Below are 26,159 nucleotides of genomic sequence, written 5' to 3'. Positions count from 1 at the left end.
TGTAAGCCCGAAATATAAAAAAATAGCGCACCTTCACGGTACGCACGACGATCGGCCAGCTATCTGAAATTTTTTTCAGATAGCTGGCTATTTTGCACATGTGGCTTGAATATTTTCCGACCAAGGCATGTAATTATGTAAAATCTCTGGTTGCTGATGAAACGGTACATTAGGTAATTCCGTCATCAGCTTTACCAGATACTGATAAAAATCAATTCCGTTTGCTTTGGCTGTTTCGGCCAAACTTAAACAAATGGCATTCGCTTTCGCACCTGCTTCACTCACAGAGAAAAGCCAGTTTTTGCGACCAATGACATTTGGACGAATCGCATTTTCAGCGGGATTATTATCAATAGCAACGTCCCCATTTTCAAGGAAAACTTTTAACTCAGATGAACGGCTTAATGTATATTCAGCTGCTTTCGCAATAGCATTTTTGCCGAAGAAAGGCGAACGATCAATCCAATCGAAAAATTCATCGACAATCGGTTTTGCTTCTTGTTGACGAGCTTTCACGCGCTCTTCCGCTGAAAGATGTTTGATTTGACGCTCGATATGAAACAACCGATCGCAATATTGCACGCCTATTCGGCCATTCTTACTATCGGCTTTTAGCCAATAACGGCGTACATGCGCCCAACAGTTGGCGAATTGAACGTGCGGTAATTGACCATAAGCTGAATACCCATCACAGATGACAGTGCCTTTGAATCCCTTAATTAAATCTTCTAATATAGCTCGCCCTCGAGAAAGAGCACTCTTAAATAAAACGATAATGGGGCCTTCACTTTGTACACTGCGACATACCCAATTAAAAGCGTTTGATTGAGCTGGCTTTCCATCAGAACGCTTGATTATTTGTGCATAGGTTTCGTCGATATGCAGTACAGACTTTGCCGTTAATAGCTGCTTCATCAAATCATAAAGTGGTTGAAGCCAATCTTCTGCCACACGTATTACCCAATTGGAAAGATTTTTATCGTTTGTATGTAGGCCATGGCGTTCCCATTCATTTACCTGACGGTAAAGAGGCAAGTACTGAATAAACTTATCGTAGATAAGCTTGGCCAAAACAGTTGGGCCAGCAATGCTTCTTTGGATAGCACCTTGTGGTGCTTTACCACGTTTAATTTGAGCTTTTCGTAGGGCATCGTTTTTACACAATTTACACTCATACACATGTTCAAAATGCTGCACGCGCTTCAGGGAAGCTGGAATGAATTTCGCCTCTTCACGTATCAACGTAGAACTGAATTCTACCATTTCCCCCTGACAACACTCACAAGCTAAGTTGGCTGGGTGATGATGAATTTCTTCAATTTCAATATCCTCACGAAACGAATCATTTCGTTTTTTATTTGTCTTTTTACGAGTAACCGTATAACTAACCGTATCGGTGCTTTGTTCTTCTGTCTGCTCAGGTTCATTAAAAGACGGATCGTCTTCAAATAAAGAGACTTGTCCATCAGGAGCTTGATACTTGGCTTTCTCCGATTTAGAGCCATATAACGCTTTTGTTAATTGGCGAACTTGCTCTGTTAAGGCTTCTATTTGTCGATTTGACTGAGCTAGTTGTTGCTCAAGTAATCGAATAATACGTTCGTTTTGTTCTTCTTGCTTTTGATTAACAGGCATCAAATCGTTCACCACATTCCGTCCAATTTTATATATGGGTAATTATACCATTATTGATGATGTAGTTAAAAGACACCTTTTGCAGATTTCGCAATGGCCTTCGGCTGTTGTAAAGATAATCCTTCTAATAACCAGCGCAGTTCCTGTTGTGAAAGGCTTCGCACCTCATTTTCATCTTTTGGCCATTGAAGCTTACCATTATCCAATCGTTTGTAAAGCATGGCAAAGCCATCTCCATCAAAATACAAACATTTATAGCGGTCCTTACTCCATCCTGAAAAGAGAAAAATAGAATCGCTATACGGATCTAATTCGAAAGAATCTTGAACCAGCGTTGCGAGACCATCGATGCCTTTGCGCATATCGGTCTTCCCGCAAATAATATAGATGTTTTGTACGCTCGTAAAATCACGCTTCATCGATTTTTCAGCTCCTTCATAATAGTTTGGATGATGCGTTCATCTACGCCATTGAAGAAAGCTATTTCAGCTACAGCGGTTTTAATCACACAACCTGGTGCAGCATTGTATTGAGAAGAATGAAACGAAGAAGCTTCAGTTGGAAGAGGATCAAGTTTGACGGGAACAATGGTCAATTTGTTTGCGGGCATAAGAATGGCACCTCCTTTGATTGATACGTCTATCGTACCGGAGGTGCCTAGCGCTTTATATGCGTTATTTGATTACGGGCTTACTTTATACTTATAAAGAGTGTAATATCTTCTTAAAAAATTCTCTGCTGTTTGTTTTCCACCATGTTGATTGAAAATCTTAACTAATTTTTGTTAAGGATTGACCATAGATATAATTACTTTGTGGACTTTTTGTATACTCATGTAGTGGTAAATTGGAAGGCATTGGTTCATCGACTCAATTGCTATTTCAGAGGAGTATTCAGTTGAAGCACCAGTTAGTTTAAGTGCATATTTTCACAATCTTATCTAAAGTGCGTCTGGGTTTCTTTTGCATTTGCTCCTGTTCAAGAGAATATAAATGTAAATATCTTCACAGAAGGAAAAAGTCACCTTAATTTCACACTATAATACCTCATTGCTTTTGGAATTCCCTTTATTTCAAAAACTCCTTTATAGATTAGACTTCTCACCCTATATTCTATAAAAGCATCACCTAATTGATTGTTCTGTCCATATACTTCCCCTATTAACTTTGCTGATTTCATAAAATCGCATTTTTCAGTTTGCATAGCATGTAAATTTCGGGCAGTATTCACAATAAAATCATCAAAGTAATCTTCATTGACAGTGTTGATTTTGTTATTTTCCCAAATCCTCACCAAACCTTTTGATTCTGAAAATACAATCCATTCTCTTTCAAATCTTGACCTTTCCTCATCAGATAATGGTGCTGATATTTTTTCTTGATATATTTTGTTTAATTGTTCACCATTTACTTCTCCCGTATGGATATCTAAACACCCAAATTCAAGTGTATTAAATAGTTCCTGAAAAGCAAGTGAAGTATTGATCACGAAAACCTCATTTTTTTTTCCTTTTAGCAAGTATAAAAGATAGCGTAATCCAGTTTGTTCATTTGAATTTTCAGCAGTCCATATAACAATGGGGACCTCTCCATTTAACCGATCTATTTCTGCAAGTGTTTTTGAAAATCTATTTTCGTACTCTTCTTCAAAATAGTCATCGGAATAATTGAGATGGTCCTTCAACCATTCATGTCTGTGTTTACGACCAACCTCTTGATGAAGTTTCCAAATTGGACCAACAGCAAAGAAATCAGGAAATCCGATTATTTTATTCTCACGCCCTAATCCTACTCGTAAAGAACCGGCTGGAGATTCTCCGCACACAATATGAACTGTTGAATACTCTCTCTCAACATGATTTCTATTTTGTACAACCTCGAAAAATAAATCGTATATAGAATTTAATTGTTCTAAAATTTCCTCTGGTGAATTCTTTGATTCCTGCATCATTTTTATTCGAAACATCATGCTTAACAATAGGTTCTTTGCGTCGCTAATGCTTAAATCTTTTATTGATTTATTTATCTCTTCTATCACCAAAATTCACCTCGTTATTTATTCCATTTAGTTTCTTTGTAATCTATAAATTTTCCGCTTGGAGATTCGAACTTCCTTCTTAAACTAAACTGCTTCGTTAGTTGAAGAAAAAATTCTGTATTATACTTCAGTTTTGACCTCGAATGATAGTGCCTTATTTATTGCAGAATCCCCAAATTCAGTCGCTAATGCTTCCATATAGATAACATCCCATAGACGCCCTCCAAAAAAGTGTGATTGTCTTCTACGACCACATTCTACAAACCCTGCTTTTTTATAAGCTCGTATTGCATTTTCATTAAACTCAAATACTTTCAAAAAAACATTTGTAGTCCAGAAATGTTAAAAGCATAATCAAGAATCGTAATGTTTCTTTCTCAAAAATTGTAAAAAAATATAATCCCTTGATTTTGCTATTTGTTCGAAAACCGAAACTTCTTCCTCCAAAATAACAGGTCTTGTAGAAGCAAGTGTTTTAGTAGTTTGAAAATCATTATTCCAGCGATTGTAGTAAGAAACTAAATCACTTCTTAGGGGTCCTAGCGATATCAAACTACCAGAAAAGTTAATAATTATTTGATTTTCATTAACATTTATCAAATATGACACCTTTTTTTAAAGTTCTTTTATTAATAGTTCTATTAATAAGAATAAGTACCTCTAAAAACATGAAAAGATTAATCCCTTATTCAACTAACCTGCTCCGTTAGTTTGAATAACATTTAGAAGCTATATATTTTTTTCCATTAAAATCCTTATAAACTACATCTACTATTTCACCTGACAATGAATAATTGAATGTGAGTTGCTCATTAACCATTTCAGTTAAAAAAGTTGTTTTTGATGCATTGTGACAAACTGGCACAAGTTTAAATTTATACAAAGCTCCGTACATCTTAGGAACTGTCAAATATAGTTCATCATTATTTATAGAGATGTCTAAAATTTCACTCTCATCATTTCCAATAAAATACTTGCCCGCAATAAGTTCCTTGTTTATAAAGTTAATTGGTTGAGCAGGGAGAGGTAGTGATACATGTTCATCAAAAATTACCTTAGTCATTTCTTGAGTTAAATGCGTTACAGGAGTAATGCTCATATTGCTCAGAAAAATTATCGTAACTTGTTCATCTACAAATCTGAAAAAATTGCTACAAAAACCACTAATATCTCCAAAATGGTGTATGCATTTTCTGCCTAACATTTCAGATACCATCCAGCCTGAAGCGTATGAACTAAGGTTTGGAGTAAACATTTTCTCCATTAATTCTTTGGTAAGGAGGTGTGATGATTTTAATGCCTGATCCCAAAGGAATAAATCCTCTGTTGTAGAATATAGACCATAGGCTCCTAAAGGAAATGATAAATCTGTGTATGCTGAGTGAATTGGTTTTTCCCAGAATGAATAGCCTGAAGCTAAGTCTGCAACTATCTCAATTCCATCGTCACAGCCTGTATTATTCATACCTAAGGGAAGACATATTTTTGTTTGTATGTACTCTGCAAATGACATACCTGAAACATTTTCTAAAATCGCTGTTAGTAATGAATATCCGGAATTTGAATATTCAAATCTCTTACCGGGTTCGAAGTTCAATTCAAGCTGTTTAAATGAATCGATCAGGTGATGTAAAGTCATCGGAAGTCTCATAGTTTTAGACCAAAATTCAGGTGAACTCGTGTAATTTGGAATCCCTGTAGTATTTGTTAGACAATGATAAATTGTAATTTTTTCGCCTTGTGGATAGTTAGGAATATACTTACCTATACAATCATCAATTGATAATTTCCCTGTTTCATGTAACTGAAAAATACCCATAGATGTAAAGGCCTTAGTAAGTGAACCGATGCGAAATTTAGTAGTAGGTTTATTTGGTACAGCATGCTCCCAATTTGCCATGCCAAAACCTTTGTTTAAAAGTATATTTTCGTTAGAAGCTATTAAAATTGAACCGTTCAAATAACCATTTTCTTCGTACCTTTCTATCCATTTATCTAACCGTTCCTCTGTTATCATATAATTTCCCCCTATAATCCTTTACAAAACTTTATAATACTTTATTCAACTAAACAACCTCGTTAGTAAAAACTTTCCACATTTCTATTATTCTATCAAATTGGTAATAATTCCATTAATATCACTTTATTAGGGGGAATAGAATTGTTACTGTCAAAAGCATGGACTTTGTTTGAAGCTGATAAACGAATAGAGGGTTTTTCTCCGTAAACATTGAAGGCATACCAGTTACAGTCTTTGCTACTAATTGGTTATTTTAAAGATGTAGAGATGGAATTGCTGGATACAAATCAATTGAAGGAATATCTCGCTATATCCGGAAAGCATTTAAAACCGGCCAGTCTTGCACACCGTATTCGCTTTATGAAATCGTTTTTTCGTTGGTCTCATGAAGAAGGCTACTTGAGTAAGAATCCAACTTCTAAAATTAAAGAACCCAAGGTAGGGAAGCGGATACCCAAGTATTTAACCGAACGGGAGATCGAACACCTTCGTGAATCCTGTCATTCCCCAATGGAAAGAGCGATTTTTGAATTTATGTTTTCTACTGGTTGTCGAATTGGAGAAATAGTTACGTTAGTAAAGAACCATATTAATTGGTCCGATCAATCCGCTATTGTTAGAGGAAAAGGTGATAAGGAGAGGGAATTTATTTTAATACACGTTGCGACATATGGCTTAAACGGTATATTGAAAGTAGGAATGACAATAACCCTTCATTTTTGTAACAGCAAGGCAGCCACATAAAATGAGTGTTGCCCAAAAGCGATACATCATCAAGCGGATCTCCAATCGTGCTGAAATTAATAAAGAGATTCATCCGCACCAACTTAGACACAGCTATGCAACTCACTTGTTGAATAATGGCGCTCCTATTGAAGTCATTCAAAGTCTTATGGGACATGAGAAAAGTGAAACAACTAGGATCTACGCTCAATTAAGCGGTAAAATACGAAAAGAGTATTATCAAAAGTACTTTTAAATGTAAAATGAGCAACGTCTTAAATGACGTTGCTCTACTTAACTAAGCCCCCGTTAGTTCAATAAGAACAGAGATGCTTATTAGATAATCGCGCCCGACTGTTGAAGATAAATATTAAACTTTTGCACCAAAAAATTAAATAATAACCTTTTTATAAATTCTCACCTTATCACCGAAGTAAGAATGCCCTTCGTCAAAGAAAATCCATTCGTTTTTTTCATAATATCCAAAGAGTTTAGTAAATAAATATAATTCTTTATAGCCTAATAATTCAGCCCTATCTATAACAAAATTTTGCAGCTTCAAACCGAGTCCAAGATGTCTAAATTCCTCAACAATATAGAGGGAAGCTAACCATGGAGATAAGTCCTGCCTACTTTTCAAATCGTTTTTAATTAAAGATACTGTCCCAACAGGCTCTCCATCTAATAAAGCAACGAAAGTTTGAGATATACTATTCTCATTTAAACTGTATTGAACTAAATCTTTAAAAAAAAAATAGTTATTTTCTGTTCCCCATTCCTGCCATGTCCAATGTGCAACGATTTCAATTAAATCTTTTCTATGATTTAAATCAATAATATCAAGCATTATAATCCTCCTTTTATTTAGGGTTATAATTCACCCTTCTAAAAGCACAGCGTTTATATAATCAACATCCGTCCCTTTTTGGTGTGTTCCCTAACTTTCATTTGGGACCGTTATTTAGGCTTGGTTTGCATATTTATACTAATCCTAACTAAATAAAATTTAGCTTTATAACGTTTCAACCATTTGAAAAATCTCTTTGTAAAGGTCATCTAACTCTTTTTCATCTTTTAAATAGAAATACCAAACATCTTCTATATCTGCATCTATATCGGATAGATAAATTGTCGTGTGAGAGCCATTATTTAAAGATTCCCAACGAGCCGTTTCATAGGTAGCCCCTGCTCTTATGAATGGAAAATGCCTTTTTGGTGAATCAAAAAAAATAATCGGCATTTCAGAATCACTATAAACATCAACAAATCTATCATCAGATGCTTCTTCAAATATTACTGGTGTTATCATAACAGCATCAAAATTTGTTGAAATCTGTGTTGCATCTTCGCTAAATTTATCTAGTGAAATTGTCTCAAAATGAATGTTTTTGTTATTTAATTCTGGAATATCACCAATTACAGCAATTTTCAAAGGTTCTCCATCATATTTAACTTCATTATTTGAACAAGCACTTAGAGTTAGTAAGAAATAAATAGATATAAAACTTAAAATCATATTTAATCTCATCGTGACACCTCCTAAATAACATATCCCCTTACCATTTAGGAGTGATTTTAAATAGTTGCTGCTGTTTGAGTGAATTACTATGATAGTTGAAAATATAAACATTCCCAAAGCGTCGTGGGACTGCACCCCAAAAGTTAGAGTGAAAAATCTAATTTTTGGGGTGCAGTTTATGTTTGGGGACGTTTTCAATTGTCGCTGTATGTTTTAAACATTTAAGCTTTTGAAGTTCTAAATAACTTAAATAAACCGATGCTAAATATCAAAGTACCAATTAGCATAAGCGAATGAATGAACCCATTCAAAATTGGGACATCCTCCCCTGTTAAATTTTTATCTGCATAAATAACTCCAACAGCACGTTACCAACTACAAGGAATTGTACTTTACCGTCCTTACCAACTGTTAATGTTTAAATACCGTTTTTAGCTAATTTTATGAAATTAGCATTTGCTACTAAGAAGTAAACATTGCCAGCCCTATCTTCAAATCTAACCTGTGCAACTGTACCAGCTGATGCTACAGTGATTGCTAAACGATTTACTTGAGCAAATTTAAGTGTTGTAGCTTATAATATAATGTTAATTAAGAGTAAGATTAATTAGTTGCACTTGTGTTTACTGAAGACGGTAAATAAAAAATTGGTGGAGCTATAAAGTTTTGTGTACCATGGTTTTGAATTTGATCCGTGATTTTATCAGGTATAACACCAACATTTTCTTTAATAGCGATATAATAAGTTGTGTTTGCCTTACCGGTTACTTTGTAAGATTTATAAACTGCACACTACCCCGATATTTTTGGAGCGTGGTTTGTGTAGCTTTAGAGTAAAGTTTGATTAAAAACAACCCACAGACACATATTTTAAGTTAAATCAAAAGAACTGGTTTTTAAAAAATTTTGTTCAAAACGTGTTGTTTTTTTGTGAAATACTGTGCAAATTTTTATATAAAAGATTGATCGTTTCCTACTGTTGAAGATTTAATAGCTTTCTCTATATAGTTTGATTCTTGTTTTAAGAGATTTGATAAAAATATCAATTGAGGGAAGGGTTCTAATACCAAATCCTTATTAAAATTATCTTTCAATTTAGCGTATCCATTTTGTTTCAAAAATTCATTTAATGTAATTTTCCTACTACATATTAGTTCAACATCTTTTGGAGACAATAATAAAAGTCCTTTCGATTCAGATGATGGGTGAGGTTCATTTCCTGCCAAAGCTATATACATAACTGAAAATAATTCCTCTTTATTCCCTTTAATTAGAATTGGATTTACTACCTCACTCTCATTCATAAATATCTTATTGGCTTGATTATGGCACTCTAAATAATATGTAAATGGTGAATTTATTGGATTAACCTTAATCCCAGCTTCTTCCAATACCTCTCTAATCACTGTATCCAAAGGACTTTCATCTTCTTCACTATGCCCTCCTAATCGGACTACTCCAAGTTTATCTCCATTTTCAGTTGGGCCAACTTGAAAAACAAAAAAGCCATTAAATATTCCATACGCTCCAGAAGTTCTTACATTTTCAAATGAATACTCCATAATTTATCTTCCTTCTTTACTTTTTCTTACTTAACTTAATAATTCAAGAGAAACCTTTTAAATACCTTTTATATTTCTCAATTCACTCTTTAAAAAAAAGCTCTGTTTAATTTAATTGTTGACTTTTTTCATAAAAAAAGCGTATTCAAAATTAAAGGAATACGCTTTTTTTATGAGTGACTAATAATCAATATTCTGTAACCCATTATTCTTTAATCTCAATTTTCACTGCACTTCCTTGTGCTGGTAAGCTTTCATCTATTGCCTTAGTCCAAACAGAAACAAGTTGACCTACTTGTAAATGTTCAATGTCATTTGTCGAAAACCATATCGTGTATGGTTTTCCATCTGGTAAATTTTTAGTTGTGCTTTCCACTAAAAATCTTCCATTTTCTATTTCAACAATTTCTCCAGTTATTTCGGTCATATCACTAACAATTTGTGTGTTTTCCTTCTGGTCATCATTTGAGTTTTCAACAATTTCATTGTTGTTTGAACAAGCAACTAAAAAAATAGAGCAAATTCCGATTAATAGTATTTTTTTCAAATCATTTCACCTCCAAAATATTAGTCGTATTTTTTCTTTATAAGTTACATTCTAAAAAATTCACCATATCCAAAATGCTATCTTTTGTCTTGATGGAATAGAACGAATTGATCCGATTGTATTAGACTTACACTAATTAAGATTCTTACTTTGTATACGGTTAGGTGAGAATCTTTTAATTAATGATTATTTTTACAGTATACTAAAATGAATAATAGCCATTATCTTTGTTGGGTATTTCAAAGTGTCGATTTGGTAGCATTTCTTAACAGATTTTATTCAATTAAATGGCACTATAGCAGAAAGACACTCACTGTTACATGGGTGTCTTAAATCAATAAATGTTTTGTTTTACCAGACTATATTGTCCTTTTTTCTCCCACTTTTGTACTTTTTCCGGCTACTTTTGTCCATAAATAAAAGCATTTGTTTAAATGCTTTTTAATAATTTATGTGATGATTATTATTCGCTTCAGATCACTGATGCAGAACACTTAGAGAGATTATATATGCGGAGAATTTTGCTTTTGGATTCATTTAAAGGGAGAGTTTTTGATTAGGTGTAGTAAATCTTTTATTTACTGCATCTTTCAAATCAAATAGACGAAGTTGTTCTGTCTATTAATGTTAATTTTTAACATCTACCCATATAGACAGCTTTAACTGGAATTTCATTGAATAGCTTTGTTGGCTCTTTTACTCTTTGCTCTATAGCACTTTATCTCTTTTGCTCTATAGCTCTTTACCTCTTTTGCTCTATAGCTGCTGCCTACTCTTTGCCGTTTATCTCTTTGGATCTTTTGCCCTTTACCTCTTTGCTCTATAGCTCCCAGCTCTTTACCCCTTTACCTAGCCCTCTAACTCTTTACGTTCATGTATAATTTATCGGTTAATTCCGAATAATTCACTTAATACATCCTTTGTGCCTAATACATCCGCTAATGTATAGGAGTCTAATACAGCCAAGTATGCCTGCAATGCTTGATGTAAAGCATTTTTCAGCTGACATTCCGGAGATATTTTACATAAATTACTTTCAGGATTGAAGCATTCGACTATGTGAAAGTCATCCTCCGTTTTGCGAACAACTTCTCCTATATTAATATCTTTTGGGTCCATTGCTAAGCGAATACCGCCACCGCGTCCTCGAATTGTTTCAATGTAACCATGTTGTCCTAAATCGTACGTTACTTTCATTAAATGGTTTTTTGAAATTTGATAAGCATCAGCAATTTCTTGAATTGTTGTTAAATTTTCTGTTCCTCGTACGCCTAAATACATGAGCGTACGTAAAGAATAATCAGTATATACGGTTAAGCGCACGTTTTCACCATCTTTCTATTTATTAGTATAACACTTTCTCTCATTTGGTCGACTACTCTTACTTATTTTTAAACATGTATTTTAAAAACTTCTTTGTGACGAATTTGTTAAAGATGTATTTTGGATATTACTTTGTGTCTGTTTTGTTAAAGATGTATTTTTGATATTGCTTTAAAAAAGACATGGGCGTATATTGAAATCAAAGAAAGGACGTGTATTAACATGTTAGCAAAACAAACAATCGACATTATTAAATCAACAGTACCTGTATTAGAGGTGCACGGTGTTGCCATTACAAAAACATTTTATTCAAATCTCTTTAAAGACAATCCAACATTATTAAATATCTTTAACCACACAAATCAAAAGAAAGACCGTCAGCAAACAGCTTTAGCGAACACAGTATACGCAGCAGCAGTTCATATTGAAAATTTAGAAGCGATCGTACCAGCGGTTGTGCAAATTGCGCACAAACACGTAAGTTTAGGCATTTTACCTGAGCACTATCCAATCGTAGGGAAATATTTATTAGCAGCAATTAAAGAAGTATTAGGTGAAGCCGCAACAGATGAAATTTTAAATGCATGGGGTGAAGCATACGGAGTTATCGCGGACATTTTCATTTCTGTGGAAGAGGATTTATACAAGGCAGCTGAAAATAAAGGTGGCTGGCGCGCATTCAAAAATTTCACGATTGCAAAGAAGGTACAAGAAAGCGATGTCGTAACTTCTTTCTATTTACAGCCTGAAGATGGTTCAAAGCTTCCTGAATTTACAGCCGGTCAATACATTAGCATCCGTGTACAAGTACCTGGTCAACAATTTTTAATGAATCGTCAATATACAATTACAGAAGGAACTGATGAATACTTCCGTATTTCTGTAAAGCGTGAAGATGATGCGAATCCAAATGGGATTGTGTCAAACTTCTTACATGCAGCTGAACTTGGGTCAAAGGTTGATGTTAGTGCCCCAGCTGGTGTATTTACATTAGTACAAAACGATAGCCCAGTATTATTCATCAGTGGTGGTGTTGGTGTTACGCCATTACAAAGCATGCTCCAAACAATGGAAGGTCGTAAAGCTTCATTTATCCAAGCAGCACGTAATGAAAAAGTGGCAGCATTTAAGGAAGCGATTGAAGCGAAAGTTGCTGAGCTAGGTGGTAGCTATAAAGCAGTTTACTCAGAAACAGACGGCTATGTAACGAAAGAGCTAATCGAAAATCTATTAGACGAAGATACAGAAGTTTATGTTTGTGGTCCAACTCCGTTCATGGAATCGGTTATTTCAATCTTAGTTGAAATCGGTGTACCAGCAGAAAAAATTCACTACGAATTTTTCGGGGCAGCAATGGCATTACAAATTAAAACGACGAAATAATAACGTAGAAGGCGCGCATTCCTTTTTTAAGAATGCACGCCTTTTTATTGTATCTCTAACACGAAAGCAAAAGATCTTTCCCCATTTTCCCATGTTGCAAACACTTCATAAACGTAAATCCCCTTTTCCACAGGGGCTGTAAATTGGTTATTCTCAACAGAAATCTCTTGTTCTCTTCCGGTTTCATTCCATAAATGCAACTCGTAATTTGGTTCGTCCTCGAACCTAATAGAAAGGACTTCCATTGCATCGACTCGAATAGGCTCTATTTTTTCAGCCATTTGATTAATAGATGCATGATCGGTTGTAACGATCTCTACTTGCGACCCCTTCTTGCGCTCCCATTGATAGCCACCTTTTTCCATAGGATACGCTTGGTTATTAATAAATATGGACGCTTTCTTTTCAGGTGGGAAAAGTTCTTCTTTCGTACTAGAAGGTGATTGGTCTATTTTCTCATCGGTAAGATTGCTGCACGCACTCACAAGCAATAGAACGAAAAATAATGACAAAACGATTCTACCTGCTCTCACCAACAACACCTCCTATTTACGGTCGTAATAATAAATGCCATCTTGAATCTCAAAGCTTGCTAGACCTTCATCAAGTAAATAATCGAGCTGTCCAATTGTTTCAGATAATGTTAATCCAAGCTGTCTTTGATAAATATGTTCAAATAATTGCGTTGTCACTTCAAAGTTTGTTTTTGGCTGTTCGAGTAAATGTAATACTTTATGAGCTCTTTGCTGCTGCTTTTGAAGGCGCTCCTCAATTAATGATACAGCCTCCGTAATTTCACCACCATGACCTGTATAAACCTTTGTCACTTGTAAGTCACGTAACTTCTTTAATGATGCATTATATTGTAATAAGGATTTAGGACGTTCCATAGATAAATCCACTGGTGGCTCTACTAATGGATTGGAAGATGTACGTGGTAAGAGTAAGTCACCACCAATACATTCCCCTGTACTTTCTTCAACAAAAATAAGATGACTTTGGGCATGACCAGGTGTTTCATAAACTTTTAAGCCATTATGACCTGGTACTTCATCGCCTTCATTTAAAAACCCAGTTAATGGCTTTGTCCCGAATAACTCAATTTCTCCTTTTACTTCAATTACACGATTGACGTATTTTTCTGGTACGCCTTGTTCTGTTAAATGCTTTTTGAAAAAGGCTTTATGATAAGCTAAAAATTCATCGGTTTTTTTCATCCAATGGTCATTATAGGCATGGCCTAATAGTGCTGCATGTGGAAAAGCATCGACCCAGCCTGCATGGTCTGGATGATGATGGGTTAAAACAACCTGTTCTACATCTTGTAACGCATACCCTGCCCCATGAATCCCCCACTTTATCGCTTCATAAGCTTCCTGTGTTTTTGGACCCGCATCAAATAATGTTAATGTATCCCCCTTTACTAAAAACGCATTGACATCACCGACTGCATACGGAGTTGGTATAGTAATCTTGAAAATTTCCATCCTCTTTTCCCCTTTGAAACCTTTATTTTTATGAATGAGTATTCATTTATTTTACCCTTTTTTTAGCAACGTGCAAAGTAATAGATACTTTTGCACAAAAATAATGTTGTATACTTGCTCGATTAAACAAATTTTACGGCTTTTTGAGTTTCACATGTTGACAGTAACTAAATCCACCACTATAATTTTTGATAATTCTAAATTTACAGGCAATGATGAAGCTAAGTAAATGATTTAATGGTTAAAGAGAGTGCCGTACATGCTGCGATCGGCATAGCCCACTGAAATGATTGAACCTACTTCGGAGCCGTTATGTCAACATAACCGTAGCCTTTGCGATAAAAAGGAATGAAGTTGCACACGTATGTGTGAACGAAGGTGGTACCGCGGAAACAAAGCGTTTTCGTCCTTACATTTGTATGGACGAGAGCGCTTTTTATTTTGAAATCGGAGGAATGACATATGCAAAAAATTATTTTTATTGGTGCAGGCTCCATGGCTGAAGCGCTTATCCATGGCTGGGTGGAAAAGAAAATCGTGAATCCTCAAACTGTTTTTGTATCTAATCGATCAAATGGTGAACGTTTAACAATTTTACAGCAACAATATGGAGTTCAGGCATTGCAAAGTTTTGAAGAGTTGCATGATGCTGACTTAGTTATTTTGGCGGTGAAGCCGAAAGATGCCTTTGAAGCAATGCAAAAAATTGCCCCATTTTTATCGAATAATAGTGCTATCCTATCGATTTTAGCGGGTATTGGCATCGAAACAATTGAAGATTATTTAGGAAAGCGGGCAATTGCACGTGTCATGCCGAACACTTCTGCAACAATTGGTATGTCTGCTTCAGGTATTACATTTAATACCCTTGTATCAGACGCTCAACGAGCAAGTTATATACAAATGTTAGAAGCAGTTGGGATTGTTATTGAAGTAGAAGAAGATAAGCTTCATGCGATTACCGCGCTCTCTGGCAGTGGCCCAGCCTACTTGTATTATTTACTAGAGGCGTTTGAACGGGTTGGAACAGAATTCGGCTTATCAAAGGAAATTGTACGAGAGTTAATGGTGCAAACAATTGCCGGATCAGCTGAAATGCTAAAATCTGTTAAAGAAGAGCCTGAAATTTTACGGAAAAAGGTAACGAGTCCAGGCGGTACGACAGAAGCAGGTATTCGTGCCTTAGAATTAATGTCATTTAATGATGCGATTGCCAATTGTATTCGAAGTGCAGAAAACCGTTCTCGAGAATTAGCCCGTGGAGAATAACAAAAAAATGAGAGAAAACAGCTGCTGCTATTTCCTCTCATTTTTCATTTCATTCAACAAAATACAATTCAACTAAAATACAAAATTACACTTCCACCACGGACTGTATTACTTTCTCAAAGCAAAAAAAACCATATACTTCTAGTGTTAGCTTGTCATCGCGAGAACAACATTTCCCCTTTTTTGCCCCTTTAATCCGTAATTTCCTGTCTTGATTTAGTTTACTCCGAAAAGCCTCCCAAGTATTAAAAATAGTGAACACCAAATAACGGTACTCACACCTGCGTAAAAGGCATAAGTTTTAAATTTTATATGTAATACACCACAAAAGTAGCCAGTGATGTGTCTAATCCCTGGAATGAAATAGCTGATGATAATGGAATACTGTCCATATCGGGACATCCATTTTTCAGTTCGGGTGATCCGCTTCTCTGTAAATCCTGCCCACTTGCCAATTTTTAAAATAAACGGTCGACCAGCTTTTCTACCTATACAATAATTCACCATCATGCCGATAAATGTACCGAAAAAACAAACGATAAGAGCTGTTGTATAATCAAGCGTACCGATTTTCGTGAAATACCCTACCCCAAATACTAGCAACTCATCAGATATTAAAATACTAATACCCCCTAACGAAAGCAGAGCAAAAATAATAATAAATCCATATTGACCAACGAGTTGATTAATGACTTCCATTTTTCAGCTCCAATCTCACTTGTTTATTAAATTGAGGAAATGGAATTCGAAGAACCATAGAATACCCAATTATACTCGTCGTCACAGCTAAAGCCAATGATATCAGAGCAAAAGTGATTACAAAAAAATATATTGCGACTAATGGTATAGGCAACAAAGCATTAATCGACATTACGCCAGTTGAAAAATTAATTTTCGTCAATATCGACGGAAATATATGTAACATAAACCTTCTTTCTCCTCTACCTATGTATTGAAATCCATGCGAATGATTAGAAGGCACGTCGTTGAAATGGCCATCTCTTTAAAACTCACTTGATTTCATTATACCATGGTATTTTCACTCCACACATCATATAATATAGAGTTATTCGATTTTACCGAACGTTCGTTCTATAATAGATAGTCTAAAATTACCGAGAGCGAGTGAGTTTTAATGGTGTTAGAGGACAAATTAACTAAATAAAGGCCGAATACTATGTTTTTGCGTTGGTCCAAGTTTAGAGGTATAAGTAGAACCAAGTGTTGTTAGACACCATCAAACGTACAATAGGGAATTTTCCAATAATCAAAATGGATATATAAACATAATATGAATTTTATTGTTCCGTTAAAGGGCAGGTTAATTCAATAATCGGAAGGAAAAAGGGCTATAGAAAGTGAACTATTTGATATACCAAATTAAATAAAGGAGACAAAGCGATGAGTAAATCATTTATTGAACAAGTACATTATATTAGAATTCCTGTTAAAAATTTAGAACTGTCTGCACAATGGTATAAAGATGTATTAGGGCTCGAGTTACTAAATATTACTGAGGAACTTGCAATTTTAAAAATAAATGAAGGTCCTTTCTTACTTATCTTAATCCCTTCTGAAGATGAAACATTTGCACATTTTACAATTAATAATGAACAAGAATTTAGCATTGGCTTTACAAGTCCGGAATTATCTAAATTCCATCAACACTTAATTGATAATCAAGTTAAGGTCGAGGATATAAAAGAAGATAATGGTCACTCCTTTTTCCACTTTTATGACCCAAATGGCAATAAACTCCAAGTTCACTGGTAAGAATATAATAAATAAATTACCTTATTTTATGTAGGGGTACTTTAACAGAATAAGAATGGGAACGTACAGATCGGACGTTCCCTGTAAATTTATTTCACCACTATAAGCTAAAATTTATACCGGTTTTTTCTTATATAGTCTTACAGAAAACTTGTAACAAATTAATTTAATAACTATTGTTGCTATTAGAACAACACTCAAAGCTAAAGTGTTATCCAAAACAACTGCTATTGTTGGTTGTAACGTAATCAACAATAACATGCATGGGAAAGCAAATAAAGCTCCGATAATATCCGCTTTTTGCGCTTGAAAACCTGAAAAATCAGGAATTCCATAGGCACGAAAAATAATGTAAATAAAAAGCCAATTGGGATAATATCTTTTTGCATAACAGCAAATAAATCTGGACGAATTGCTTACATTACATAAGAAACAAGTACCAAACTAGTAGAAATAAATTATTTAACTTCAATTACAAAGACATAACTTGATCTTCCCTTTTTCCATTGTGCATAAACACTATAAATATAAACACCTTTTTCTTCTGGCACTAATAAGATACTGTAATTTAATGGAACATTTTCTACTTCATCATTAAACCAAATAGATGCGCCCAACGTATTTTCTAGTGGTTTTTGAATAAATTTTATTTTTAATTCAGCACCAGGTGATACAATTAAAGGTTTAAATTCTTGATGTTTAATAATATCTGGCGGGGAAATCATATCGACACATTGACTGGTTATAAGTCCATTCCAACAATAAGAACCTTGTGCCACTTCTACAGTATTATTTTCAATCGTTATAGTTGGTTTAGGTGGTTTAAGGGTAACTACATAATAAATCCCACCTACTAACATAATTACTGCTGCTAAAGAAATTATTACCTTTTTCATAAACTGTCCCTCTTATTTCGCCATGTACCTCGTTCCACTATACTGTACGGTTAGTTGAAATAGTGAGTTTTTCAAAAAATCACTTTCTACAAATTAACCTCTGTATTCTTATTTACCAATTTTTCTGCAAGTTTAATATTTTCCTTTAAATAACTCGGTAAATTAAAATCTTTTAAAATTTGCTCGGTAGTCATCCAAATTACATCATCCACTTCATCAGGACTTTTAGCAAAAGGTTCCCCTGCTACGTGATCACAAAGGAAAACAATATCAACTACATGTATGCCTGAATCAGTAACGAATGATGAGCTATTAACATATTGAAGATTAGACACCTCTATACCGACTTCTTCATTTATTTCTCTTTTTAGTGTCTTTTCTAAAATATCTGTAGTAACCCCCTCTTTATCTACCTTTCCGCCAACAAGAGACAGCCCTCCTCCAGCGTGTTCTTCTTTTTCACTACGTCTTATTAACAACCATTTATCATTTTTATAAATTGCGCCCTCTACATTGACGATAAACACAAGACTCCTCCTCATTACTAATTCGTTTCAGTATGCCTCTTCAAACTCTTCATAGTAATATTAACATAAATATCCAATAAAAAATCATCTCTCAACTTAGTAATCTTTAGAAGGGAGATGATTATAATAGTCTTTATAAAAATGCTGCCTATCCTTTTTATAATTGACCAGCACGTATTCTCTTTACGATACTATACGTTGTATAAATTGAAATAGGACCAAGTAGTGCAGCAATGATTAACCACATTGTTAAACTATCCGTTGCCTTTAGTACATCTAAATTTGTGCGTATGTATACGACAACGCCGAATAATAAAATATAGCTCATAACGTTTGGGAAAATAACTAATAAGCGTAATAGCTTTGGTGAAATTGTTGGTTGTTGCATAAAAAAACATCCCCCTTTACTCTATTATAGCGTTTATTCAGTCGAAAACACTATAAATTTCTATAAGAGGGATGACCATAATCTTTATAATTTAATTAATTTTAATTGCTGCTGTTGCCAATCAAATTGCGTTTGATCATTGGCGATGTACGTATTCTCAAAAATTTGCTGTGCTTCTTTTAATAAGTTATCTATATCATTTTTTAAAAATCGCGCACTTATATGATTCAATATTAACGCACCTGCACCTGCACTTTTCGCAATTTGAGCGGCTTCTGTATTTGTTGCATGACCATACTGTGCGGCTAAATGGATTGTTGCATGATCAAAGGTTGCTTCATGGACAACTACATCGGCATTTTGTGCTAAAATTTTGGCGTTTTCACAATATTTTGTATCACCTAAAACGGTCACAGTAAAGCCTTTTTGTGGTGGTGATGTCACCTCATCACTGTTAACAATTGTACCGTCTTCAAGCTGAACATCGTGCCCAGCCTTTAATTTGCCTAATAATGGACCTTTTGGAACACCTAGCGCAAAGGCTTTGTCAACAAGAAGCTCGCCTAAAAGTGGCTTTTGCTCCACTCGATAGCCAAAGCATTCAATGACGTGTGCAAGAGGCAATGCTCGAACAATAAATTGTTCATCCTCAAATACTATTCCTTCTTTTACATCAACAAAGGAAATTGGATAAGTGAGATGGGTTTTTGATAACTTCAATGTTTGTTCAACCCATTGCTGCAAACCTGCTGGTCCGTAGATTGTCAGCGCATCCTCTCCCCCTAAAAAAGAACGAGAGCTTAAAAAACCCGGTAAACCAAAAATATGATCTCCATGTAAATGCGTAATAAAAATTTTATCTATTTTACGTGGTTTGATCGCTGTATGCAAAATTTGATGTTGGGTTGCTTCTCCACAATCAAACAGCCAAATCGTGCCGCGCTCCTCTAATAATTTGACTGCGAGCGCACTCGTATTACGCTCTTTCGAAGGCATCCCTGCGCCAGTTCCTAAAAAATGTAGTTGCATAATAATTCCTCCAAACACGCTTTTCGAAATTAGCTACATGCCTGAAGCTAGCTTGTTTTTGCTTTATTATACGAGTTTCTCCAAAAATTTTGAAGTGTAGACACAAAAACTCATTGCTCAATTTTTTACTAGTCCATTTATTGGACGGATGTTAACTCGTCTTCTGTTACCCATTTATGATTTTTCACTTCTTCTCCAGCTGTAGAAGTATAATCTACCATATATATGATTGTTTGTTCGGCGCTATCAACTGTCGCCTCTGCTCCGTCCATACCTTCCATATGATCTGCATTTAGTTTAACTGTATCACCTACTGCTGCTGGTAAATCTTCTACCCCTTCAAGCTCTTCATGAATAACCCATTTATGATTTTCTACCTTTTCTCCACCTGTTGTCGGTGTATAGGTTACTGCATATACTGTCGTCTCATAGGCACCTACAATTGTCGCTTCTGCTCCATTCATTCCACCCATATGATCAGTCGTCATAAGTGCTTTATCTCCTACAGCATAAGTTGGATTGTTTGCCACAAGTAAATCGTCTGGTACACTGCCATCACTGGAGTGACTCATACTACTATGATCTGTAGATTCTTCATGTGTGCCACTATCCTTTACCTTTACTTCTTCTTCCTCTGTACATGCGCCTAAAATTGTCGCAGAAAGTGCTAATCCCATCCATAATTGTTTTTTCATCATCTATACCTCCTATAGTTTCATTTAGCATACCGTTTAAGTTTGCAAAAATTGTGGAATCTTAGTTTTTTTATTCTTCTCCCCACTTATATCCAATACCCCAAACAGTTAAAAGAAATGCATCTATTGGGAAATGTGCTTTTTTTAATTTGTCACGTAAGTTACGAATATGTGAGTCTACAGTCCTCTCATCTATTTCCGTTTCGTATTCCCAAGCAATTTGTAGAAGCTCTTGCCGAGTAAATACCTTCCTCGGCTTTAATATCAATGCTTTTACAATGGTATACTCTTTTGATGTAAGCGATACATTCGCCTCTTTATAATGAACTGTATATGTATCAAGCTCTAATATAAAATCACCACGAATTATCTTATTTTCTTCTGTTGTACGACGCAATAAAGCTCTAACACGAGCGACTAGCTCTCCTTCATCAAATGGTTTTGTTAAGTAATCATCTGCACCGATACGTAAACCTTTTATAATATCCGCTTTTGCTGTTCGGGCTGTCAGCATTATTATTGGTACACTCGAAAATTTACGAATTTCACTACACAATTCCCATCCATCCATTTTAGGCATCATTACATCAAGTAATAGGATGTGAATAGAATGCTCTTTTAATAATTGAATTGCTTGAAATGGGTCTGTAGTTTTCATGCAGTTAAATCCTTGTGGTACTAAAAATAGTTCAATTAAATCTAGCATGCGCTGTTCATCATCTACAATTAACACCGTTTTCATATGCTACCTCCATTACAATAAAACTGTAAATGTACTTCCTTTTCCTAATGTGCTTGTCACCTCGATTTTCCCACCATGTGCTTCTACTAATTGTTTTACGATGGCTAACCCGAGACCCATTCCACCGTGACTACGAGCCCTCGATTTTTCAACACGATATAATTTATCAAAAATAAAATTTATATGTTGGCGATCAATGCCAATTCCTGTATCCTCGACAATAAATGCGACATGGTGCTTCTGCTGCAAAACTGTAAGTGTAACTTTTGCTCCTTGATTGCTATAGTGTCGTGCATTTTCTAATAAATTTAGTAAAATTTGCTCTAACCGCAGAGGATCTGCATTTATACGAATATTAGCATCACAAGTATAAGAAAAGGCAATGTTTTTTTCTGCAAACGCAAGTGCTACAACATGCATCCTTTGTTCCAAAAATTGAGCGACTTCAACTTCCTGCTTTATAATTGGAAATTGATAATCATCAAGCTTTGCAGCGTCAAGCAAATGCTGAACTAAGCTTTTCATTTTTACGGATTCCTCTGCAATAATTGCTAAATAGTTCATTCTCTCTTCGTTCGATAAGGTTGGACGTTGCAAAACAGTTGCATAGCCATTCAAATATGTAAGTGGCGTACTTAATTCATGGGCAATTGCAGCTAAAAACTCATTACGGCCCTCTTTTACATAGCGTAAATCCTGTGCTAATTTTTCGATTGCGATTGCCAACTCCCCTAATTCATCATTACTTTTTTTAGGGAATTGTACGTATAAATGCCCTCTGCTTAATGATTCTGTAGCTTTTTTCATTTGAATAAGTGGTTTTGTTAAAAATCTTGATAATAACACATAGGCAATTAACAGGACAAAGCCACTAATAATCCCTGATAGTATAAAATGATAATTCATTTCTGAACTCATTTGACGTAGTTCAACCGTTTTTTGAAACATCAGGACATAGCCCGCTTCTTCTTTTGAATGAAAGGCATGGACGGATACTATATACGGTGAATTTTGCCAATTCGATTGAATGAATTTATCTCGGTTTACTTCAAATGGTTGTTGGACAACTTGTTCAATTTCCTTATTTGTTGAAGAAGCTACAATGAGTTCACGTTGCTCGTTTAAAATAACAACTGCACGCTGACTACCTTGTTCCATTAATGTTATATGTTCCAATGTTGTATCAGAATAATGCCCTTCTAATACGTCACGGTGTTTTTGGCCTGTTTCCATTAAACGATCTAATTCGTTCCTTACTTGATCATTTAACATGTTTTGATGTAAATAAAACATGAGCACCAGTTCCATAATTAGTACAACAACAAAAAAGTATGTTGCTAGTTTTACCGAAATTTTATGCATTCTAAAGTTCCTTTCTAAATGCTATAGAAGCATTATACAAATTAAATATGAAAAAACGATGCATTTTTTATGCCAAATCAATTACATTTAGTGGTTTTTGGCATATTAAAAAGCCTCCACGACGCTATAAATCGTGAAGGCTTCCTATTAAAATGTATTTTCATACCATGCTTTTGCTTTTTGCACTTCGTTCATAGTTAGCTGGTGACCATAGTTTTCCCATTCAAGTGTAACATCAACGCCAGATTCAACTAAATAATGCTGTAAATCAGTCGCTTCATGCTGAGGGCAAATCGGGTCATTGACACCAGCTGCGATGAACACTTTTACATCTTTTTGATTTGGCAAACTTGCTTCACGGTTTGGTACCATCGGATGGTGTAAAATTGCACCTCTTAAACTATTTTCATATTCGAATAATAAGTTCGCCGCAATATTCGCACCGTTCGAATAACCGATTGCTATGATATTATTTCGATCAAAGTCGTATTGAGCTGCCTTTTCATCTAAAAATTCCTGTAATTCCTTTGTACGGAATTTCAAATCTTCCATATCAAAAACACCTTCTGCTAAACGTCGGAAGAAACGAGGCATCCCATTTTCTAATATGTTACCGCGCACGCTTAAAACGCTCGCTTGTGGGTCAATGATTTCTGCTAATGCTAGTAAACTATTTTCGTCACCACCAGTCCCATGTAATAAAAGTAGTACAGGCTTTTCTTTTTTTCCTTCTTTATATAGGTAATTCATCAAAATTACTCCTTTCTTACTTATAAAAAAGTCATTCGGCAACATCCATCACCGAATGACTCCCTCCAATTATCGAATTGTTTTTAAAGCTTTCGACCAAGGGATTACTTGATCAAGCATTTGGTTTACTGAATCTGCTTGCACGTCCTTCGGTTTAAATACAGTGCCATTTTCAAAATCAGTGAATAATGACAATGCAGGATGCACACGTACGTCTGCTACTAATAATTCACCTAAAATACCACGTAAATGTTCTGCAGCACGTGCACCACCTACTGAACCATATGATACGATACCAGCTGCTTTGTTATTCCATTCTACACGTAAGTAATCTAAAGCATTTTTAAGTGCGCCTGTAATCGAATGATTATACTCTTGCGCAATGAAAACAAAACCATCTTGCTCTCCTACTACTTTTGACCATTCTGCAGCACCTGGTGCATCCGCTGTTCCTAAAAATGGTAAATCATAATCCTTAATGTCGATTATTGTATAATTTGCATCTCCACGTTTATCGGCTAATTGTTTCACCCATTGTGCTACTTGAGGTGAAACACGTCCTTCACGAGTTGATCCAATAATAATACCAATGTTTAAGTTTGTCATCTTTTCTTCCTCCTAAAAAAATACTTTTATATTTGAATTTTTGTGAAACCACGGTTACATTACTCGTATTCTTTTTCAATTGTTTTCGTTGAGCGTACAGTATCAAATGAACGTACAACGCTTTCGATGTATTCGCGTTTGTTTTCTAAAAATGGAGGCAACGATAATTTTTCACCAACTGTTTCATATGGCTCGTCGCCCATAAATCCAGGACCATCTGTTGCCCATTCAAATAAAATACCCGGTGCTACACGAGCGTACAACGATTCAAAGAAGAAACGATCTACATAACCCGATGTTCCAAAGCCAAAGCTTTGCAGACGCTCAATCCATTCATGTAAAACAGCTGTGTCCTCTACTCGGAATGCTGCGTGGTGAACTGTACCAAAGCCTTGGCGACCAGGTGCAAGTTCTGCATTATCTTCTACAATAACAGAAGCCCCATTACCACCTTCCCCTACCTCATATAAATGCAGTGAACCTTCTTGAGCGATTTCTCGCATTACCATTACTTTTTCCAATACTTCTTTGAAATAATCAAAGCGCGAAATCCGAATGTGTACAGGGCCTAAACCTGTAATTGCAAATTCTAATGGAATTGGACCGTTTTGCCACGGTGTTCCTGAAGCAATTCCCACATTCTTTTCATCAGAAATTAACATATATTGTTGATCGTCAAAATCGACGAAGGACAATGTTTGTTTCCCAAATTGTGTTTGGATGCCTGTATGCGCCACTTTTAGACGATCAAAGCGTTTTACCCAATAGTCAAGTGCTGCATCAGTTGGTACGCGGAAAGCCGTTTTATAAATTTCATCTGTCCCATGTACCCCTTGTGGAATACCAGGGAAATCAAAGAACGTCATATCTGTACCAGCAGAGCCTTTATCATCTGCGAAAAATAAGTGATATGTTTGAATATCATCTTGGTTGACCGTTTTTTTCACAAGTCGCATCCCTAATACATAAGTAAAAAACTCGTAATTTTTTTCTGCACTGCTTGTTATTGCCGTTACGTGGTGAATACCTTTAATATGATTCATAGTAAAACCTCCATTTTCTCGAATTCGAGATATATACTTAAAAAAATTTATTGTTTAGTAGCTTTATGCCCGACACGTTTTAGTAAATCAATCATTGTAACTAACTCCCGTTCACTTAAAGTGTCAAATAGCTGTGCTAATTTTTGCTCATGTTTTGGAAAAATCTCATCCATAAACAATGTTCCCTGTTTTGTAAGAGAAGCATATGTGACACGGCGATCATTCGGACAAGCCACTCGCTCAACATAGCCCTTTTTTTCAAGCTTATCAATAACGTACGTAATGCTACTACTAGCAATCAATACTTTTTTACCAATCATTTGAATTGGTTGATTCCCTTTATGATAAAGTAACTCAAGCACGGCAAATTCAGTTAAGTTTAAATCACTTTCTTGCACGTCCTTCTTAGCAACTTCCTGGACAGCGATCGTCGCACGGTTCAACACGGTAAAAGCTTTTAATTGCTTGTCGTATTGACTCATAAAGCATCCTCCTTTCAAATGTTTCAATTTCATTTATCTTTAATTCGAGATAAATATATCATGGATAATTTAGCAAGTCAACCACTTTGAATAAAAAAACTTCGAATTCGAGATATTTTTTCTTATTTAAAATTTATCCTCATTAAATGTACCCTATTTTATTGACATTTAACCCCACTTTTACAGTGGTACTCTTTTAATTAGGCTGTTTCTGTATAAATTGCTTTAGCATCTAAAGTTGATAAAACCACCTCACAAACTTATATTTCACGTTAAATTTGAAAAATCCCTTTTGAAGAAAGAATAATCAAAAGGGATTTCCCGTTAGCTTAAGTATATTAATTCACAATTGAGGATGCCC

At 35.2% G+C, this 26,159-nt stretch carries 28 protein-coding genes, 1 pseudogene and 1 other annotated feature; of the genes and pseudogenes, 4 read left to right on the top strand and 25 right to left on the bottom strand.

All coding sequences use genetic code 11. The features are described 5' to 3' along the window. Window positions 1-87: 87 nt before the first annotated feature. From tnpC to MKZ17_RS09750, 6 genes are all read right to left on the bottom strand, one after another. Window positions 88-1,635, bottom strand: a complete 1,548-nt coding sequence (gene tnpC / locus MKZ17_RS09775) for an IS66 family transposase (protein WP_445326942.1) — start codon at window positions 1,633-1,635, stop codon at window positions 88-90. Between the two features lie 65 nt (window positions 1,636-1,700). Continuing rightward, window positions 1,701-2,054, bottom strand: coding sequence for an IS66 family insertion sequence element accessory protein TnpB (gene tnpB, locus MKZ17_RS09770; protein ID WP_340722997.1), 354 nt, complete (start codon window positions 2,052-2,054; stop codon window positions 1,701-1,703). Beyond that, entirely contained in the window at window positions 2,051-2,245 is a 195-nt protein-coding gene (locus MKZ17_RS09765) for a hypothetical protein (protein ID WP_340722996.1), read from the bottom strand. Before MKZ17_RS09765 ends, tnpB begins: the two co-directional genes overlap by 4 nt. A gap of 410 nt (window positions 2,246-2,655) precedes the next feature. Then, the gene (locus MKZ17_RS09760) at window positions 2,656-3,672 is read right to left on the bottom strand and encodes a DUF1835 domain-containing protein (RefSeq protein ID WP_340723546.1); all 1,017 of its coding nucleotides are present in this window, start codon (window positions 3,670-3,672) and stop codon (window positions 2,656-2,658) included. A 120-nt stretch (window positions 3,673-3,792) separates the two neighbouring features. Next, entirely contained in the window at window positions 3,793-3,990 is a 198-nt protein-coding gene (locus MKZ17_RS09755; protein WP_340723545.1) for a GNAT family N-acetyltransferase, read from the bottom strand. Window positions 3,991-4,378: 388 nt separating this feature from the next. Continuing rightward, entirely contained in the window at window positions 4,379-5,689 is a 1,311-nt protein-coding gene (locus MKZ17_RS09750; protein WP_340723544.1) for a serine hydrolase domain-containing protein, read from the bottom strand. Window positions 5,690-5,833: 144 nt separating this feature from the next. Here MKZ17_RS09750 and MKZ17_RS09745 point away from each other — a divergent pair. Next, window positions 5,834-6,671: pseudogene (locus tag MKZ17_RS09745) on the top strand (tyrosine-type recombinase/integrase). A 135-nt stretch (window positions 6,672-6,806) separates the two neighbouring features. On the opposite strand, the gene MKZ17_RS09740 reads toward MKZ17_RS09745, so the two are convergent. The 5 genes from MKZ17_RS09740 to MKZ17_RS09720 form a co-directional block, all read right to left on the bottom strand. Next, a complete protein-coding gene (locus MKZ17_RS09740) occupies window positions 6,807-7,262 on the bottom strand; it encodes a GNAT family N-acetyltransferase (protein WP_340723543.1) in 456 nt (151 codons plus the stop codon). A 165-nt stretch (window positions 7,263-7,427) separates the two neighbouring features. Beyond that, window positions 7,428-7,943 carry an amino acid oxidase gene (locus tag MKZ17_RS09735; protein WP_340723542.1) on the bottom strand — a complete coding sequence of 172 codons (516 nt, stop codon included), beginning with the start codon at window positions 7,941-7,943 and terminating at the stop codon, window positions 7,428-7,430. A 941-nt stretch (window positions 7,944-8,884) separates the two neighbouring features. Then, complete coding sequence (locus tag MKZ17_RS09730) at window positions 8,885-9,496, bottom strand: NUDIX hydrolase (protein WP_340723541.1); 612 nt, start codon at window positions 9,494-9,496, stop codon at window positions 8,885-8,887. Between the two features lie 205 nt (window positions 9,497-9,701). Beyond that, window positions 9,702-10,043 (bottom strand): DUF3221 domain-containing protein, encoded by a 342-nt coding sequence (locus tag MKZ17_RS09725; protein WP_340723540.1) that lies wholly within the window; start codon window positions 10,041-10,043, stop codon window positions 9,702-9,704. Between the two features lie 882 nt (window positions 10,044-10,925). Continuing rightward, window positions 10,926-11,366, bottom strand: a complete 441-nt coding sequence (locus tag MKZ17_RS09720) for an RrF2 family transcriptional regulator (protein WP_340723539.1) — start codon at window positions 11,364-11,366, stop codon at window positions 10,926-10,928. Window positions 11,367-11,588: 222 nt separating this feature from the next. Between MKZ17_RS09720 and hmpA the strand changes: the two genes are divergently transcribed. Then, window positions 11,589-12,749 carry an NO-inducible flavohemoprotein gene (hmpA, locus tag MKZ17_RS09715; RefSeq protein ID WP_340723538.1) on the top strand — a complete coding sequence of 387 codons (1,161 nt, stop codon included), beginning with the start codon at window positions 11,589-11,591 and terminating at the stop codon, window positions 12,747-12,749. A gap of 44 nt (window positions 12,750-12,793) precedes the next feature. On the opposite strand, the gene MKZ17_RS09710 is transcribed toward hmpA, so the two are convergent. Both MKZ17_RS09710 and MKZ17_RS09705 read right to left on the bottom strand, forming a co-directional pair. Further along, window positions 12,794-13,282: a hypothetical protein gene (locus tag MKZ17_RS09710; protein ID WP_340723537.1), complete on the bottom strand. Its 489-nt coding sequence runs from the start codon at window positions 13,280-13,282 to the stop codon at window positions 12,794-12,796. Window positions 13,283-13,294: 12 nt separating this feature from the next. Further along, on the bottom strand, window positions 13,295-14,236 hold the full coding sequence (locus MKZ17_RS09705) for an MBL fold metallo-hydrolase (protein ID WP_340723536.1): 942 nt from the start codon (window positions 14,234-14,236) through the stop codon (window positions 13,295-13,297). A gap of 203 nt (window positions 14,237-14,439) precedes the next feature. After that, window positions 14,440-14,650: a binding site (T-box leader), on the top strand. 48 nt (window positions 14,651-14,698) lie between these two features. Between MKZ17_RS09705 and proC the strand changes: the two genes are divergently transcribed. Continuing rightward, entirely contained in the window at window positions 14,699-15,505 is an 807-nt protein-coding gene (gene proC, locus MKZ17_RS09700; RefSeq protein WP_340723535.1) for a pyrroline-5-carboxylate reductase, read from the top strand. Between the two features lie 216 nt (window positions 15,506-15,721). Here proC and MKZ17_RS09695 read toward each other — a convergent pair whose 3' ends face one another. Next, on the bottom strand, window positions 15,722-16,204 hold the full coding sequence (locus MKZ17_RS09695) for a DedA family protein (protein ID WP_340723534.1): 483 nt from the start codon (window positions 16,202-16,204) through the stop codon (window positions 15,722-15,724). A 702-nt stretch (window positions 16,205-16,906) separates the two neighbouring features. On the opposite strand from MKZ17_RS09695, the gene MKZ17_RS09690 reads away from it, so the two are divergent. Further along, entirely contained in the window at window positions 16,907-17,278 is a 372-nt protein-coding gene (locus MKZ17_RS09690) for a VOC family protein (protein ID WP_340723533.1), read from the top strand. A 458-nt stretch (window positions 17,279-17,736) separates the two neighbouring features. On the opposite strand, the gene MKZ17_RS09685 is transcribed toward MKZ17_RS09690, so the two are convergent. From MKZ17_RS09685 to MKZ17_RS09635, 11 genes are all read right to left on the bottom strand, one after another. Continuing rightward, entirely contained in the window at window positions 17,737-18,174 is a 438-nt protein-coding gene (locus MKZ17_RS09685; protein ID WP_340723532.1) for a hypothetical protein, read from the bottom strand. Window positions 18,175-18,260: 86 nt separating this feature from the next. Next, window positions 18,261-18,701 (bottom strand): NUDIX domain-containing protein, encoded by a 441-nt coding sequence (locus MKZ17_RS09680; protein ID WP_340723531.1) that lies wholly within the window; start codon window positions 18,699-18,701, stop codon window positions 18,261-18,263. A gap of 157 nt (window positions 18,702-18,858) precedes the next feature. After that, window positions 18,859-19,089, bottom strand: coding sequence for an acyl-phosphate glycerol 3-phosphate acyltransferase (locus MKZ17_RS09675; RefSeq protein WP_340723530.1), 231 nt, complete (start codon window positions 19,087-19,089; stop codon window positions 18,859-18,861). 84 nt (window positions 19,090-19,173) lie between these two features. After that, window positions 19,174-20,118, bottom strand: coding sequence for a ribonuclease Z (rnz, locus tag MKZ17_RS09670; RefSeq protein ID WP_340723529.1), 945 nt, complete (start codon window positions 20,116-20,118; stop codon window positions 19,174-19,176). A gap of 137 nt (window positions 20,119-20,255) precedes the next feature. Beyond that, complete coding sequence (locus tag MKZ17_RS09665) at window positions 20,256-20,816, bottom strand: YdhK family protein (protein ID WP_340723528.1); 561 nt, start codon at window positions 20,814-20,816, stop codon at window positions 20,256-20,258. Between the two features lie 67 nt (window positions 20,817-20,883). Next, window positions 20,884-21,555, bottom strand: coding sequence for a response regulator transcription factor (locus tag MKZ17_RS09660; RefSeq protein ID WP_340723527.1), 672 nt, complete (start codon window positions 21,553-21,555; stop codon window positions 20,884-20,886). 12 nt (window positions 21,556-21,567) lie between these two features. After that, window positions 21,568-22,917 (bottom strand): sensor histidine kinase, encoded by a 1,350-nt coding sequence (locus tag MKZ17_RS09655; RefSeq protein WP_340723526.1) that lies wholly within the window; start codon window positions 22,915-22,917, stop codon window positions 21,568-21,570. A 147-nt stretch (window positions 22,918-23,064) separates the two neighbouring features. Beyond that, window positions 23,065-23,667: an alpha/beta hydrolase gene (locus MKZ17_RS09650; protein WP_445326906.1), complete on the bottom strand. Its 603-nt coding sequence runs from the start codon at window positions 23,665-23,667 to the stop codon at window positions 23,065-23,067. 69 nt (window positions 23,668-23,736) lie between these two features. Then, a complete protein-coding gene (locus MKZ17_RS09645; protein WP_340723524.1) occupies window positions 23,737-24,273 on the bottom strand; it encodes an NADPH-dependent FMN reductase in 537 nt (178 codons plus the stop codon). Between the two features lie 59 nt (window positions 24,274-24,332). Next, window positions 24,333-25,316, bottom strand: a complete 984-nt coding sequence (locus tag MKZ17_RS09640) for a ring-cleaving dioxygenase (RefSeq protein ID WP_340723523.1) — start codon at window positions 25,314-25,316, stop codon at window positions 24,333-24,335. Between the two features lie 47 nt (window positions 25,317-25,363). Further along, window positions 25,364-25,798: a MarR family winged helix-turn-helix transcriptional regulator gene (locus MKZ17_RS09635; RefSeq protein WP_340723522.1), complete on the bottom strand. Its 435-nt coding sequence runs from the start codon at window positions 25,796-25,798 to the stop codon at window positions 25,364-25,366. Window positions 25,799-26,159 lie beyond the last annotated feature (361 nt).

Source organism: Solibacillus sp. FSL R7-0682, from assembly GCF_038005985.1.
Classification (GTDB): Bacteria; Bacillota; Bacilli; order Bacillales_A; family Planococcaceae; genus Solibacillus.
Note: the sequence above shows the minus strand (reverse complement) of the source record. Positions and strands in the feature narration are given on the sequence as shown.